Raw genomic sequence first — 12,558 nt, 5'->3', positions numbered from 1 at the left:
ACCGCGCGTTAGCGCGACGGTTGCTGGTCCTGTTGCTCTTCCGGCCAGTCGCGGATGTAGGCCTTGAGCATGCGGTTTTCGAAGCCCTGCTCTTCGACCACCGCCTTCGCGACGTCGTAGAACGAGATCACGCCCATCAGTGTGCGGCTTTCCAGCACCGGCAAATAGCGCACGTGATGCTCGAGCATCATGCGGCGAACCTCGTTGACGTCCGTTTCGGGCGTGCAGGTGAGCGGATGGTCGTCCATCAACTTGCGGATCGTGGAGGTACCGAGGCTGCCGCCGTGCTTGCTCAAGGTCAGAATAATTTCGCGAAACGTCAGCATGCCGACGAGGTCGCCGTATTCCATCACGACCAGCGAGCCGATATCGTGCTCGGCCATGGTATTGACTGCGTCGTGCAGCGTGGTATCCGGCGTAACCGTGAAAAGGGTGTTGCCTTTGACTTTAAGAATGTCGCTGACTCGCATGATCTGTCTCCGTGATACCCGCTAAGCTGATATGACTTTCGATCCTAGCGGAAAGGCCCATAAAAGGAAAGCGGCCCGCCCACCAAGGCGCAACGGGCGTTTGCAAGCTTAGTCCGGCGCCAACTGGTGCGCGCGCATCGGGAAAACCGCGCTTGAAGCGATCCACGCCGGTGATAGGATGGCCGCCACTTTCACCTTTCGCGAGGCCGTCCGTGGCCTCGCCGCCCAGGATGTCCGCCAACCGTTTCGACACGCTTGCGCTGCACGCCGGCGCAGCACCCGACCCGACCACCGGCGCGCGCGCCACGCCTATTTACCAGACTACCTCGTTTTCGTTCCGCGACTCGGACCACGCCGCGGCGCTCTTCAATATGGAACGCGCCGGCCACGTCTATTCGCGCATCTCGAATCCGACCGTGGCCGTGTTCGAGGAGCGAGTCGCCGCGCTGGAAAACGGCGCGGGCGCGATCGGCACGGCCAGCGGTCAGGCTGCGCTGCATCTGGCGATCGCCACGTTGATGGGCGCCGGCTCCCATATCGTCGCCTCCAGCGCGCTGTACGGCGGCTCGCACAACCTGCTGCACTACACGCTGCGGCGCTTCGGCATCGAGACGACCTTCGTCAAACCGGGCGATCCCGACGCGTGGCGCGCCGCGTTGCGCCCGAACACGCGCCTGCTGTTCGGCGAGACGCTTGGCAACCCGGGGCTCGACGTGCTCGATATCGCCGCGGTGGCGCAGCTCGCACATGAGCACCGCGTGCCGCTGCTGGTCGATTCCACCTTCACCACGCCCTACCTGCTCAAGCCGTTCGAGCATGGCGCCGACTTCGTGTATCACTCGGCGACCAAATTCCTCGGCGGCCACGGCACCACGATCGGCGGCGTACTCGTGGACGGCGGCACGTTCGACTTCAACGCGTCCGGCCGTTTCCCCGAATTTACCGAACCGTACGAGGGCTTTCACGGCATGGTGTTCGCCGAGGAAAGCACAGTCGCGCCGTTTCTTCTGCGCGCGCGCCGCGAGGGCTTGCGCGACTTCGGCGCGTGCCTGCATCCCCAGGCCGCCTGGCAACTGCTTCAAGGCATCGAAACACTGCCGCTACGCATGGAACGGCACGTCGCGAATACGCGCAAGGTGGTCGAATTCCTGTGCGCGCACCCTGCCGTCGAAGCCGTCGCCTACCCGGAACTGCCGTCGCATCCGGACCATGCGCTCGCGAAGCGTCTGCTGCCACGCGGCGCGGGCGCGGTATTCAGCTTCAATCTGCGCGGCGACCGCGCCGCCGGACGCAGCTTCATCGAAGCGCTTTCGCTGTTCTCGCATCTTGCGAACGTCGGCGACGCGCGCTCGCTGGTCATCCATCCCGCATCGACGACGCACTTCCGCATGGACGCAGCCGCGCTCGCCGCAGCCGGCATCGCCGAAGGCACGATCCGCCTGTCGATCGGCCTTGAAGACCCCGACGATCTGATCGACGACCTCAAGCGCGCGCTGAAAGCCGCGCAGAAAGCGGGCGGGACGACTGCGCTTGGGAGTGGACCATCCGGTCCGTCCAGCACGGCAAAAGGCAGCCATTCCAGCTCTTCCGCTGCTTCGGCTCAAAGCAGCCCCTCCAGTTCATCTGCTGCTTCGACCCAAGGCGGCCCCTCCAGCTCATCCGCTGCTTCGGCTAAGAGCGGACTCTCCAGTTCGTCCGCCGCTCCAGCCCAAGGCAACCCATCCGACCCGCCCGCCGATGCGGTCAACCCCCGCCCGGAGTCCGCATGATCCTTACTGTTCAAGGCAAGCCCGCCTACGCGTACACCGGCGGCAAACCATTCGACCCCAGCCTGCCGACCGCCGTGTTCATCCACGGCGCCGAGCATGACCATAGCGTGTGGGCATTGCAAACGCGTTACTTCGCGCACCATGGCTTCGGCGTACTGGCAGTCGACCTGCCCGGACACTGCCGCAGCGCCGGCCCGGCGCTCACCACCGTGACAGCCATGGCCGACTGGCTGGCCGCCCTGCTCGACGCCGCCGGCGTACAGCGTGCATTCGTGGCCGGCCACAGCATGGGCTCGCTGATCGCACTCGACTTCGCCGGCCGCTATCCGGAGCGCGTGACGCACCTGGCGCTGCTCGCCACCGCCGTGCCGATGGCCGTCTCTGACGCTTTGCTCGAGGCCGCCCTGCATCGCGAGCCCGAGGCAATCGGCATGGTCAATCAATGGTCGCATTCGACGCTCGCCGCCAAGCCGTCGTGCCCCGGCCCGGGCTTCTGGCTGCACGGCATGAACCAGCGGCTGATGGAGCGTGTCTCGGCGAGCGGCGAGCCGCACCTGTTCCACACCGACTTCACCGCCTGCAATAGCTACGCGGATGGCCTCACCCGCGCCGCCGAGGTGCGTTGCCCGACGAGATTGATCGTGGGCCGGCGCGATGCGATGACGCCGCCGCGCGCGGCCAAAGCACTTGCCGACGCGCTCTCTCAAGCCGGCGTACCGGTCGACACCGTCGCGCTCGAAGCCGGCCATGCCCTGATGACCGAACAGCCCGATGCCACGCTCGACGCGCTGTTCAGCTTCGCCTCGAAGGCCAAAGGCGCTGTTCAATTCGCCGTTCAATAGTCGCTGCGAGTCGTCACGATAACCGCACAGGTAGAAGCGCGCCATCGGCCGAATGGCCAGGTTGCGCGCATAACCCGATAGCCGCACAATGGGTCAAGCCTGTCCTGTTTCGAGCGCGTTCCGAGCATGTCGGCGCGCGGCGAAACAACCTGGGAGCGACGGGCACGGAATCGAGTAGCGTCGACAAGTAGTGTCGACATTCGGAGGCTGTGATGGCTCAAACCGCGCACACCGATCACTTCGCGAGTTTCGCGGAGTTCTATCCGTACTACCTGAGCGAGCATCGCAACACGGTATCGCGGCGGCTGCATTTCGTGGGTTCGCTCGGCGTGATCGGCTGCCTCGCCATGGCGCTCGCCACTGGTGACTGGCTATGGCTGCCGGCTGCCGTCATCTGCGGATATGGCTTTGCCTGGGTCGGACATTTCTTCTTCGAGAAAAACCGGCCGGCTACCTTCCGGCATCCGCTTTATAGCCTGATGGGCGACTGGGTGATGTTCAAGGACATCTGTGTGGGGAAGATTTCGCTGTAGGTTGCCGCCGCATCAGGCTGCCTGCTCATGCAGCCTGCTCAGGCAGCCTGATGCGGCATTGAAGACGTGCCCTGTTCGCTTTCCTGGGCGCGCGCGGCCCGCGCGGCGGCACGCGCCGCCAGCAGCGTAGCGAGCGTCACTTTCAGCTTGTCGTTTTCCAGCGCCGCCAGCAGCGTCTGGCCATCCACGCGCGTAGAGTCCAGTTCAAGCTGATATTCGAGCTCCGCGCGGTCGATCACGAACAGGTCGAACAAACGCTCGACCGTGATTTGCGCCAGATTTGCCAGCAGCAGGAAGTGCGGACGCGTGTCGTCGTCCTGCAAGCGCGCGATCCACTCGATCTCCTCAAGCTTTTGCAGCAGCCTGATCGTGGTATCCATCTCGCGACGAAGCATTCGCGACAGCTCCGGCACCGTGTAGCCACGCTTGCCCGCATCGCGCGCTTCTGAGAGCCGCGCGAGGAGTTCGAGCGAATCGAACAGATCGCTGCCTTCAAAAGTCGGCCGGTGAAACTGGCCAATGCGGATCGCCGGCAGCGCCGACGCGATCATCGCGCCGGCCAGCGCGATGAACCAGCACAGATACATCCACAGCAGGAATAGAGGCACAGCGGCAAATGCACCGTACACCGTGGTATAGGTGGGAATCCGGCGCACGTAGTAGCCAAAGCCGCGCTTGGCGAGTTCGAAGGCGATCGCGGCAGCGACCCCGCCGATCACCGCGTCGCGCCACTCCACCCGGCAGTTCGGCAGAAACACATAAAGCATCGTGAAGGCGAGTGCCGTCAATGGTAGCGCGGCGCCGGTCAGCGCCCAGTCGATCACCGGCGGAATATGCTGGACGGCCGTGGTGAACGCCATGGACCGCGTGAACAGATAGGAAGAAATCGACAGGCTCACGCCGATCAGAATCGGGCCGAGCGTGATGATCGCCCAGTAGACCAGGATGCGCTGCGCGATCGGCCGCGCCTTGCGCACCCGCCAGATCACGTTGAAAGCGGATTCCACGGTCATCATCGTCATCACTGCGGTGACGAACAGAAAAATCATGCCGATCGTCGTGAGGCCCTTGGCCTTCGCCGCGAACTGATTCAGATAATCGAAAATCTGACTGTTGAGCTGCTCGGGCATCAGATGGTCGGCCAAGAAAATCTGCAGCGACATCTGAAACGAGCTGAAAAGCGGAAACGCGGTGAACAGCGCGAACGCAACCGTGGCGAGCGGCACGAGCGCGAGCATGGTGGTGAACGTGAGACTGCCGGCCACCTGCGGAATGCGGTCTTCGCCACTGCGCTTCGCGGCAAACTGCGCGAGCCGTTTGAGCGTGTCGAGATCGAAACGCACCCTGGACAACAAACCCACCTCGTTACCCCCTTGGTTCATAAAACGGTGTTTCAGGACCGTGCGCGAGGCCTGGCCGAATGGCTATGGGTGGCCTGTGCAGCGGACCCAACCCCTATAATACCCGTTCACCGATGAGGCCTATGAAAGACATTCTCGTGCTCTATTACAGCCGTCACGGCGCCACGCGCGAGCTTGCGCTGGCGATCGCGCACGGCGTCGACAGCGTCCCCGGCATGCAGGCGCGCGTGCGCACCGTGCCGGCGGTTTCCACTGTCTGCGAAGCGACCCAGCCGGATATTCCCGCTGAAGGGCCGCCCTACGTCGAACTGCGCGACCTCGAAGAATGCGCCGGTCTCGCGCTCGGTTCGCCCACGCGCTTCGGCAACATGGCCGCGTCGCTGAAATATTTTCTTGACGGCACCACGCCGCAGTGGCTTTCGGGTGCGTTGTCCGGCAAACCGGCCTGCGTGTTTACGTCCACCGGCAGCTTGCACGGCGGCCAGGAGTCGACGCTCCTTTCGATGATGCTGCCGCTTTTGCATCATGGCATGCTGATCGTCGGCATTCCGTACACCGAGAGCGCGCTCACCACCACGCAAACCGGCGGCACGCCCTACGGCGCGTCGCATTTCGCACGCGCGGGCACAGCCGAACAGGGCATCTCCGCCGACGAGAAGACGCTTGCGATCGCCCTCGGCGCGCGCGTTGCCCGCGCGGCGGCTTCCATGAGCGAACGGCCGTGAGTGAGCCGGTTCAGCCCAAACTTGCTACCGCATTCGGCGCAACCGCCGCCCTGCTCGCGCTGATCGTCTTGTCCGTCGCGTGGGAATGGTGGCTCGCGCCGCTGCGTCCGGGCGGCTCGGCGCTGGTGCTCAAAGCCGTGCCGCTACTGCTCGCCCTGCCCGGCGTGTGGCGGCGCCGGCTTTACACGCTGCAATGGGCGTCGATGCTGATCCTCCTGTATTTTGCCGAGGGCATCGTCCGCGGCTGGAGCGACCGCGGCCTGAGCGCCCGCCTCGGCTGGCTTGAAGTCGCCCTCGCCGTCGTTTTCTTCCTCTGCGCGCTCGCGTATGTCGCACCGTTCAAGCGTGCGGCAAAACGGGCAGCGAAATAGGCAGCAAAGCAGGCAGCAAAAGAGAACGCACAGCAGAACGCCGCGCAGGCCAAGGGAAGCACACGATGAGAACAACGCTCCCCGCGTAACCTATCCGCAGAACATCCTGACCGACCAACATGACCCAAGCCGCTTTCCTCACCGCTTGCCGCGACGCCATCGGCGCCGCGCAGGTGCTGACCGACCCGCACGACACCGCTCCCTACCTCACCGACTGGCGCCGCCGCTACACCGGCTCGGCCTGCGCGGTACTCTGCCCGGCCACACCTAACGAGGTCGCTGCGCTCGTCAAACTCGCCGTCGAGCATCGCATCGCGCTGGTGCCGCAAGGCGGCAACACCGGTCTGGCCGGCGGCGCCACGCCGGATGCAAGCGGCGCGCAGGCGGTCATCAGTCTGCGGCGTCTGAACCGTGTGCGCGACATCGATCCCCACAACAACACGATCACGGTCGAAGCCGGCGTCATCCTCGCCGAAGTGCAAAAGCGCGCCGAGGAAGCCGGCCGCCTGTTCCCTCTGAGCCTCGCGGCCGAAGGCAGCTGCACGATCGGCGGCAATCTCGCCACCAACGCGGGCGGCACCGGCGTACTGCGCTACGGCAACACGCGCGAGCTGTGCCTGGGCCTCGAAGTGGTCACGCCGCAAGGCGAACTATGGGACGGCCTGCGCGGGCTGCGCAAGGACAACACGGGCTACGACCTGCGCGACCTGTTCATTGGCGCGGAAGGCACGCTCGGAATCATCACCGCCGCCGTGCTCAAGCTGCATCCGCAGCCGGCCGCGCGCGTCACAGCGCTCGCCGCGCTCGCGTCGCCGCATGCGGCGCTCGATTTCCTGTCGCTCACGCAACGTGTCGCGGGGCCGCTTCTGACCGGCTTCGAACTGATGTCGGATTTCTGCCTGCGGCTGGTGGGCCGGCATTTCGAGCAGATGCGCTATCCGTTCGCCGAGCCGCATGCGCAAGTCGTGCTGCTGGAGCTATCGGACAGCGAGAGCGAGGAGCACGCGCGCGGACTGTTCGAGCGCCTGATGGAGACCGCGCTCGAAGAAGGACTGGTTGAAGACGCGGTGGTCGCGGAAAACCTCACGCAGTCGCGGGCATTCTGGAATCTGCGCGAACACATCCCGCTCGCGCAGGCCGAGGAAGGCCTGAACATCAAGCACGATATCGCGGTGTCGATTTCACGCATTGGCCATTTCATCGAGGAAACCGACGCGGCGATCGCGCAAGCCGTGCCGGGCGTGCGCATGGTCACGTTCGGCCACCTCGGCGACGGCAACCTGCACTACAACGTGCAGGCGCCCGAAGGCGTCGACGCGAAGGCGTTCCTCAAGACCTGGCAAAGCCCGATCAACCAGATCGTCTACGACAGCGTGCACCGGCATCGTGGCAGCATCAGCGCAGAACACGGTCTCGGCCAGTTGAAGATCGACGAGGCGATGCATTACAAACAGGACGTCGAGGTGCACTTGATGCGCGCCGTCAAACGCGCACTCGATCCGCTGAACCTGATGAATCCGGGCAAGGTGCTACGCTAGGGTTTGAAGCCTTCGCCGTTTGGTGCGAGACCCATTGCAGGAGTCGTCGTCGTGAAGATTCGAGTGCTGTCCGATCTGCATCTGGAGAACGACGAGCCCGAGCTGATCCCGCATGCGCACGCGGATCTGATCGTGCTGGCCGGCGACATCCACAATCATGCGGCCGGCCCGCGCTGGGCCGCGCAAACCTTCGACGGCGCCGTGCCGGTGGTCTACGTGCCCGGCAATCACGAGTACTACGACGGCGAATTCGGCGCACTCGAAACGGCCCTCTACGACGCAGCCGCGCAAGTCGACAACGTGCATGTGCTGAACAATGCCGCGCTGGTCGACCCGCAAGGCCGCTGGCGCGTGCTCGGCACCACCTTGTGGACCGACTTCGCGTTATACGGCGCGAATCCTGACACGCTCGCCGAGTCCATCGACGCATCGCGCCGGGCGATGCTCGATTTCCGCGGCCTGATCCAGATGAACTGGCCGCACGGCACTCAGGACTCGCCGCGTGACTTCACCCCGGACGATTCCCTCGCGCTGCACCGCCGGGCGCGCGCTTGGCTCGAAAGCGAGCTGGCGAAGCCGTTCGACGGCAAGACGATCGTCGTCACGCATCACGCGCCGCATCGGCTGAGTCTGGCCGAGCGCTACGCCGAAGACCGCGTCTCGGCCGGGTTCGTCAATCATTTGCCGGAGCTGGTGCGCTCGCCCGTTGCACTGTGGATTCACGGACATACGCATACGTCGTTCGATTACACCGTGAACGGCACGCGCGTGGTCTGCAATCCACGCGGCTATCTCGACCGGCGCACCCGTCAGCCGGAGAATCCGCAGTTCGCGTGGGATAAGGTCGTCGAGATATAGCGTCGGCTTGGGGCCGATCTGGGTAGCGCGGCCAGGCGCCACGCACTACGCTGTTGTTGTTGCTGGGTTCGGCTCTGGCATCGGTCAAACCCGCCAGGCCGGTGATCTCCGGAGGTCGCTCATGTGTGGTCGAATCAGCCAGTACCGCGATCCCCATCTGTACGCACAGCAGCTCGGCCTCGCCGATCCGCTGATGCTGTTCGACGCCGCCGATCGCCGTCCCGGCTACAACCTCGCGCCGGGCACCCATCCGCTGGCGATTTACCCGGACCAAACGCTGCACGCGATTCACTGGGGTTATTGCCCGGAGTGGGCACGCGAGCAACATCTGCCGCAAACCATCAACGCGCGCGCCGAAACCGCGCCGCATACGCGCTACTTCAAAGACCTGTGGAAAACTGGCCGGGTGTTGGTGCCGGCGGACGGCTGGTTCGAATGGCGCATGGAAGCGGCGCCCGGAACATCAAGCGGGGATAACACGGAAGAAGCCGACGCAACGGTCCGCCAGCCCTACTTTGTGCATCTGAAAAGCGACGCACCGATGTACCTCGCGGCCTTATCGAGCGTACGCGGCACGGAACCGCAAACGGAAGGTATGGGATTGGTGATTGTGACGGCCACCGCCGACGCGGGTCTGATCGACGTACACGGCCGACGCCCGCTGGTGTTCGCGCCGGAGACGGCGCGCCGCTGGCTGGATCCTGCCCTGCAGTTAGACGAACTCGAGCAGCTCGCACGCAGCGCCTGCCTGCCCGCCGCGCGGTTTCGCTGGCACCGGGTGAGCCCGGAGGTAGACCGCACGCTCAACGACGAGCCGGGGCTGATCGAAGCGCTGCACTGAAACTGCGGAGCGCGGATCGAAATGGATCGGCAGCCAGAACACAACGGCGCACAACGGCGCCGTAACGCGGAAGACATACCGAAAAAATGAAACAGCAAGCTCAATCTGCGCGCGGTCGGCAATCCGGCGTGCGAGCGAGCTTCAGAGCTTCAGCGATCGCGCCGTTGCGCCTGCGAATCAGGACGCTCGACCTTGATCGGCACCAATTGCGGCTGCTGGTCGCGCAGGCGGCGCAGCAGATCGCGCGATGCGGCGATTCCGATCAGTCCCAGCATGACGGCCACGCCGATCATCAGATGCGTATCCATGGATTTCTCGTCCTTCAATTGTTGCGGTTGTTGCGATTTGCCGAACGGCGGCTAATTGAACGCGCCCGGCTGAATGCGGCAGCGCATGAACCACACGTTAGCAAATCGACCGCGGCGTAGAAGTAAGGAAATGTTGCGGCGCGGCACTTATGTAACAGGCTGTCGCGCCACCTCGGCCCGGAACCGTCAACAATAGTCAACCGCCCGCGTGGCGCTGCTTCAGCTGCGCGCGAACTGGCGCAACTCTTCCTGATCGACGGCCAGCGTGGCGGGCAGTTCGTCGCGCAGGAATTCGACCCAGGTACGAATTTTCGCGTCCAGATACTGCCGGGACGGATACAACGCATACAGATTCATTTCCTGCGACGTGTATTCCGGCAACAGCCAGACGAGGTCACCACTACGCAAACCGCTGATCGCCGAGTAGATCGGAATCAGTCCGACCCCCATGCCGCTGCACACCGCGACCGCCATCGCTTCGGCGACATTCACCTGGAAGGTGGCCGGGCCGAGGGCGATGGTTTCCTCGCCGTTCGGGCCGTCAAAGATCCATTTGTCGGTCGGGAATATCGGCGTCACCATTTGCAGACAAGTGTGGCGCGCGAGATCAGAGGGCGTTTGGGGCACGCCGTGCCGCTCCAGATAAGCCGGCGACGCGCACGCGATGCTGAACGCGCTGCCCAGCCGCTGCGACACCAGCCCCGAATCCGGCAGGCCGGTTGCCAGTGTCAGCGACACGTCGAAACCTTCGTCGAGCAGATCGGGCATGCGCTGCGCGAGCGTCAGTTCGATCTGCACGTCCGGATAGCGCTCCTGATAGCGGCCCACCCCCGGCACCACATAGTGCTGGCCGAAGCTCGTCATCGCGTGGACCTTGAGCTTGCCGGACGGACGCGCGTGGGCATCGCCGGCCTCCGCTTCCGCCTGATCCACGTACGCGAGGATCTGCTCACAGCGCTGCAGATAACGCTCGCCCGCCTCGGTCAACGCGATACGGCGCGTGGTGCGGTTCAAAAGACGCGTGCGCAGGTGCGCTTCCAGGTCGGAAACCGCGCGCGACGCGTACGCCGTGGTCGTGTTCAGGTGCTGCGCGGCACCCGTGAAGCTGCCCGCTTCGACGACCCGGACAAATACGCGCATGTTTTGAAGCGTATCCATACTTTTCCCTGTCGATCCGGAGTTAGTGCTTCAGCACTTACTCCGGTCCCATGCAACATAGTTGCAACATAGTTGCTCATGATCGGTAGCGATTGTTACACGATTCGCAAAGGCGATTGTCTCATATCGCGTAAAAATGCCTTGCATCTTTACCGGTTATTCCCCAATCAATCGAAAAATATAATAACGCACATGCTTCTATAGTCAATTTTGGAGGAAATCGTGCAGTCTCCGGTACAGAAAGGGATCGCCACAGCTGTGGTTCTTACGATCCTATTAACAATCGCCGGCTGTGCCAGTACCGGAGGCATCGCGCCGCAAGACCGCGGAATCGAGCCCTCCTCGCTCGACGCAGGCAACGCCATCCGGGCCGCCAATGCGGACGCCCAATGGCCGGCTGCCGACTGGTGGCGCGCCTATAACGATCCGCAGCTCAATGAATGGGTCGAAGCCGCGCAGGCGAGCAATCCGAGTCTCGCAGTCGCTCAGGCGCGCGTGCGCGAAGCCTTGTCGATGGCGGGCGTCGCCCGTTCGGCGCTATCGCCGCAAGTCAACGGCAGCCTGTCGATCCAGCGTCAGAAATGGGCCGACAACCTCTATTACGGCCCCGGCCCGCTCGCAGGTCAGCAGTCGTGGAACAACACCGGCACACTGGGTCTGTCGTACAACCTCGATCTCTGGGGCAAGGATAAGAACGCCGCCGAGAGCGCGCTCGACGCCGCCCATGCGAGCGCGGCGGACTTCCGCGCCGCCCAGCTCGAACTGGAAGGCAACGTGGTGCGCACGTACATCGAGTTGTCGATGAACTACGCGCTGCTTGATATCGCCAAATCCACGCTGCAGCAACAGCAGCAGATCGTCGACCTGGCGAACCGGCGTCTGAAAGGCGGCATCGGCACGCAGCTCGAAGTGAGCCAGGCCGAAACGCCGATGCCGGAATACGAGCGCCAGATCGACACGATCGAGGAACAGATTGCACTCGGCCGCAATCAATTGGCCGCACTTGCCGGCAAGGGTCCGGGCGCGGGCGACGCGATCCAGCGTCCGACGCTCTCGCTCGACAACGCACCCGCCGCTCTGCCGAGCGCCCTGCCCGCGGATCTGATCGGCCATCGGCCGGACGTTGTCGCGGCGCGCTGGACGGTAGCAGCGCAAGCGCGCGGCATCGACGTCGCCAAGGCCAGCTTCTATCCGGACATCAACCTGCTGGCGTCGATCGGCGGGTATGCGGCAATGGGGCCGCTGTTCCAGTTCCTGAAGGACCCGTCACATAGCTGGAGCGCCGGTCCGGCGCTGTCGCTACCGATCTTGGACGGCGGACGTCTGCGCTCGCAGCTCGGCGCGGCCTCGGCGGGCTACGACGAGGCGGTCGATCGCTATAACCAGTCGATCGTCGGCGCGCTGAAGGACATCTCCGATCAGGTGATCCGGATCCGTTCGCTCGCAACTCAGGCACAAGACGCCGACCGTTCGGTCGCAGCAGCTCGCAAGAACTACGAGTTGGCGCGCGAAGGGTACCGGCGCGGCTTGACCGACTATCTGAATGTCCTGATCGCGCAAAGCCAGTTGCTGCGCGCGCAGGAAGGCGTCGCGAAGATTCAGGCCGAGCGCCTCGCCGCGCATGCGTCGCTGGTCACGGCTTTGGGTGGCGGACTCGACGAACCGGCCAATGGTCCGCAGGCGAATGAGACGTTGCCGGCGCATGGGAAGGGCAAAGCGGTGGCGGCAGGTTCGACCGCTGCGGCGTCCGCCAACGCGCCCGCGGCTGAGTAAGGAAGCCGACC

13 protein-coding genes are annotated in these 12,558 nt (G+C 64.3%); 9 read left to right on the top strand and 4 right to left on the bottom strand.

The window, feature by feature from the left end; translation table 11 throughout:
- Positions 1 to 8 precede the first annotated feature (8 nt).
- Entirely contained in the window at positions 9 to 470 is a 462-nt protein-coding gene (locus GNZ13_RS09375) for a CBS domain-containing protein (RefSeq protein WP_172162604.1), read from the bottom strand.
- Between the two features lie 230 nt (positions 471 to 700).
- Between GNZ13_RS09375 and GNZ13_RS09370 the strand changes: the two genes are divergently transcribed.
- The 3 genes from GNZ13_RS09370 to GNZ13_RS09360 all read left to right on the top strand — a co-directional run bounded on the left by GNZ13_RS09370 (position 701) and on the right by GNZ13_RS09360 (position 3,614).
- Positions 701 to 2,239 carry an O-acetylhomoserine aminocarboxypropyltransferase gene (locus GNZ13_RS09370; RefSeq protein WP_172162601.1) on the top strand — a complete coding sequence of 513 codons (1,539 nt, stop codon included), beginning with the start codon at positions 701 to 703 and terminating at the stop codon, positions 2,237 to 2,239.
- Positions 2,236 to 3,081: an alpha/beta fold hydrolase gene (locus GNZ13_RS09365; protein WP_172162598.1), complete on the top strand. Its 846-nt coding sequence runs from the start codon at positions 2,236 to 2,238 to the stop codon at positions 3,079 to 3,081. Before GNZ13_RS09370 ends, GNZ13_RS09365 begins: the two co-directional genes overlap by 4 nt.
- A 212-nt stretch (positions 3,082 to 3,293) precedes the next feature.
- Positions 3,294 to 3,614 (top strand): Mpo1-like protein, encoded by a 321-nt coding sequence (locus GNZ13_RS09360; protein WP_012433756.1) that lies wholly within the window; start codon positions 3,294 to 3,296, stop codon positions 3,612 to 3,614.
- Between the two features lie 38 nt (positions 3,615 to 3,652).
- Here GNZ13_RS09360 and GNZ13_RS09355 read toward each other — a convergent pair whose 3' ends face one another.
- Complete coding sequence (locus GNZ13_RS09355) at positions 3,653 to 4,996, bottom strand: YihY family inner membrane protein (protein WP_216674770.1); 1,344 nt, start codon at positions 4,994 to 4,996, stop codon at positions 3,653 to 3,655.
- Positions 4,997 to 5,097: 101 nt separating this feature from the next.
- Here GNZ13_RS09355 and wrbA point away from each other — a divergent pair, with 101 nt between their 5' ends.
- The 5 genes from wrbA (at position 5,098) to GNZ13_RS09330 (ending at position 9,308) form a co-directional block, all read left to right on the top strand.
- Entirely contained in the window at positions 5,098 to 5,700 is a 603-nt protein-coding gene (gene wrbA / locus GNZ13_RS09350) for an NAD(P)H:quinone oxidoreductase (protein ID WP_172162595.1), read from the top strand.
- Complete coding sequence (locus GNZ13_RS09345; protein WP_172162592.1) at positions 5,697 to 6,071, top strand: DUF2069 domain-containing protein; 375 nt, start codon at positions 5,697 to 5,699, stop codon at positions 6,069 to 6,071. Before wrbA ends, GNZ13_RS09345 begins: the two co-directional genes overlap by 4 nt.
- 119 nt (positions 6,072 to 6,190) lie before the next feature.
- Positions 6,191 to 7,609 (top strand): FAD-binding oxidoreductase, encoded by a 1,419-nt coding sequence (locus GNZ13_RS09340; protein ID WP_172162589.1) that lies wholly within the window; start codon positions 6,191 to 6,193, stop codon positions 7,607 to 7,609.
- 51 nt (positions 7,610 to 7,660) lie between these two features.
- Entirely contained in the window at positions 7,661 to 8,467 is an 807-nt protein-coding gene (locus tag GNZ13_RS09335) for a metallophosphoesterase (protein WP_172162586.1), read from the top strand.
- A 121-nt stretch (positions 8,468 to 8,588) separates the two neighbouring features.
- Positions 8,589 to 9,308, top strand: a complete 720-nt coding sequence (locus tag GNZ13_RS09330; protein WP_172162583.1) for an SOS response-associated peptidase — start codon at positions 8,589 to 8,591, stop codon at positions 9,306 to 9,308.
- A 149-nt stretch (positions 9,309 to 9,457) separates the two neighbouring features.
- Here the strand turns inward: GNZ13_RS09330 and GNZ13_RS09325 are convergent, their stop codons facing one another.
- Positions 9,458 to 9,616: a hypothetical protein gene (locus tag GNZ13_RS09325; protein ID WP_172162580.1), complete on the bottom strand. Its 159-nt coding sequence runs from the start codon at positions 9,614 to 9,616 to the stop codon at positions 9,458 to 9,460.
- 219 nt (positions 9,617 to 9,835) lie between these two features.
- Positions 9,836 to 10,774 carry a LysR family transcriptional regulator gene (locus tag GNZ13_RS09320; RefSeq protein WP_172162577.1) on the bottom strand — a complete coding sequence of 313 codons (939 nt, stop codon included), beginning with the start codon at positions 10,772 to 10,774 and terminating at the stop codon, positions 9,836 to 9,838.
- Between the two features lie 222 nt (positions 10,775 to 10,996).
- On the opposite strand from GNZ13_RS09320, the gene GNZ13_RS09315 reads away from it, so the two are divergent.
- The gene (locus GNZ13_RS09315) at positions 10,997 to 12,547 is read left to right on the top strand and encodes an efflux transporter outer membrane subunit (protein WP_172162575.1); all 1,551 of its coding nucleotides are present in this window, start codon (positions 10,997 to 10,999) and stop codon (positions 12,545 to 12,547) included.
- Positions 12,548 to 12,558 lie beyond the last annotated feature (11 nt).

This window comes from Paraburkholderia elongata (assembly GCF_013177735.1).
Taxonomy (GTDB): Bacteria; Pseudomonadota; Gammaproteobacteria; order Burkholderiales; family Burkholderiaceae; genus Paraburkholderia; species Paraburkholderia elongata.
This window is presented reverse-complemented; position numbering and strand designations above follow the sequence as displayed.

Excerpts from the sequence above, each read along its gene's own strand:
- GNZ13_RS09375 (WP_172162604.1), bottom strand. The coding sequence starts at position 470 with ATGCGAGTCAGCGACATTCTTAAAGTCAAAGGCAACACCCTTTTCACG.
- GNZ13_RS09370 (WP_172162601.1), top strand. The coding sequence starts at position 701 with ATGTCCGCCAACCGTTTCGACACGCTTGCGCTGCACGCCGGCGCAGCA.
- GNZ13_RS09365 (WP_172162598.1), top strand. The coding sequence starts at position 2,236 with ATGATCCTTACTGTTCAAGGCAAGCCCGCCTACGCGTACACCGGCGGC.
- GNZ13_RS09360 (WP_012433756.1), top strand. The coding sequence starts at position 3,294 with ATGGCTCAAACCGCGCACACCGATCACTTCGCGAGTTTCGCGGAGTTC.
- GNZ13_RS09355 (WP_216674770.1), bottom strand. The coding sequence starts at position 4,996 with ATGAACCAAGGGGGTAACGAGGTGGGTTTGTTGTCCAGGGTGCGTTTC.
- wrbA (WP_172162595.1), top strand. The coding sequence starts at position 5,098 with ATGAAAGACATTCTCGTGCTCTATTACAGCCGTCACGGCGCCACGCGC.
- GNZ13_RS09340 (WP_172162589.1), top strand. The coding sequence starts at position 6,191 with ATGACCCAAGCCGCTTTCCTCACCGCTTGCCGCGACGCCATCGGCGCC.
- GNZ13_RS09330 (WP_172162583.1), top strand. The coding sequence starts at position 8,589 with ATGTGTGGTCGAATCAGCCAGTACCGCGATCCCCATCTGTACGCACAG.
- GNZ13_RS09325 (WP_172162580.1), bottom strand. The coding sequence starts at position 9,616 with ATGGATACGCATCTGATGATCGGCGTGGCCGTCATGCTGGGACTGATC.
- GNZ13_RS09320 (WP_172162577.1), bottom strand. The coding sequence starts at position 10,774 with ATGGATACGCTTCAAAACATGCGCGTATTTGTCCGGGTCGTCGAAGCG.